Consider the following 1,523-nt stretch of genomic DNA (forward strand, 5'->3'; position numbering starts at 1 on the left):
TCCGGGAGGCGTCCACATAAGCGTTTCCCTAGCATGCACGAGTTGTATTTTTGCAACGGTGCCTATGTGGCCACTTCCTGGGGGTGTGTTTCCAGATACGCATCCAGAAGCCGGTCCAGAAGTTCGTCCTCGCTGACACCATCTGGCAGGCCTAGTAACGCGGCGGCCTTCACCGCCTTCTCCTTTCTTGTCCGCCGTGGCTGAGCTTTGCGGCCTTCGTGCTCAAGGTCCGGTGCGGCAACAAGGGGGCGCCGCTCATCATCGTTAGGCGCGTCTTTAGGATGGGAGTCGTGCCCGACGTCGTGTTGAGATTCCGGCGTCGGCTCGAATGGCACATCGGCGGGCGCGGCCGACGGGACAGCGGAGGGGCCGGTGGGCGGAGCGGCGGGTGGCGCGGCGGGTGGGGTGGAATCGTCCTTAGGCTTACGTTGGCGCTTGGGCACCGTTGAGAGAAGGCTCTTTACGGCTTCGCGCTCAACCTTCCCGTTGGACTTCGCCTCCTCGATGAGCGCCCTTGCTTCGTCCGGGCAGCGCTCACTAAGCTTCTTTAAGGCAAGCAGTGTCGTTTGGTCCTTGACGATGCCGCTTTCGCAGAGGTCTTCAACAGGCCCCGGAAGTTCGGATATGGCGAGCATTTCGGACAGCCACGCCTTGGATTTGCCTAGGCTCCCGGCTGCGACGGCCTGAGACTCAAAGCCTTGCACGTACCGCTGCAGTGCCTGCGCCCGCTCAACCGGCGATAGACGGGCGGTGACGTTCGAAATGCTGTCGATTACCTGCTCGGCGAAGGCTTGGGCTTGCGTGAGAGGGCGAACGATCGCGGGAATGCGCTCCTTCTCCAGCAGCAAGCAAGCGCGCCACCGGCGCTCACCCGTCACGATTCGATACTGACCGTTCTCATCCTTCGGACGCACAACAATCGGCTGGGTGATGCCATTTGCCTTGATGCTCTCGGCGATCTCAGCCAAAGAGCCATCTTCAATCGTCTTTCGAGGCTGATCCGGGTCTGGAATAACTAGGTTAATGTCCAGAGTATCGTAGTACTCGTCGGACGTCGCCGCGGCACTGAGCATGTCCTTAGTCGTCATTCGTCACTCCTAGTCTTCGTTCTTGCGGGGATCGCCGGCCACTCCGAGGTCTTCCCATTGACCACTTCCCATACCCAGGCGTTCGGATTGACCTTGCGTAGTGCAGCCAATGCAGCCCGCTTCCGTCGGCCAGCTTCCTTTTCAGCCGTGGGCGTATGTAAGTAAAGTGGGATCGGCTCCGGGACATCTATCAACACAGACGTCGGCGGCAACGAATTTTCATCCAACCTGAGCGGCAATGGCTTCTTGAATCTTCGGCCCGTTGCCACCAGTGCATTCGTTAGTTGCTCGTCGTAGATATTCGATACTGGAAGCCACTGCTCTGTTGTCCATGTTAGCGCTAGTACGACATCCCCTAAATAGGTTTAATAATTATCGGGTTGCAGATACGGCTGCAGGAGCGTGACGACCAAGTGGGCCATCTCGTCGAGCGAG

Annotated in this window: 1 protein-coding gene and 1 pseudogene; both read right to left on the reverse strand. The window is 58.9% G+C overall.

Annotated elements, in window-relative coordinates; genetic code table 11:
• Positions 1 to 62: 62 nt before the first annotated feature.
• Positions 63 to 1,088 carry a ParB/RepB/Spo0J family partition protein gene (locus tag K309_RS39510; RefSeq protein WP_051320780.1) on the reverse strand — a complete coding sequence of 342 codons (1,026 nt, stop codon included), beginning with the start codon at positions 1,086 to 1,088 and terminating at the stop codon, positions 63 to 65.
• A pseudogene (locus K309_RS44275) lies at positions 1,085 to 1,420 on the reverse strand (DUF1173 family protein); the annotation flags it as partial. The pseudogene K309_RS44275 and the gene K309_RS39510, both read right to left, overlap by 4 nt.
• Between the last annotated feature and the right edge of the window lie 103 nt (positions 1,421 to 1,523).

It is taken from the genome of Cupriavidus phytohabitans (assembly GCF_000426345.1).
In the GTDB taxonomy this organism is placed as follows: domain Bacteria; phylum Pseudomonadota; class Gammaproteobacteria; order Burkholderiales; family Burkholderiaceae; genus Cupriavidus.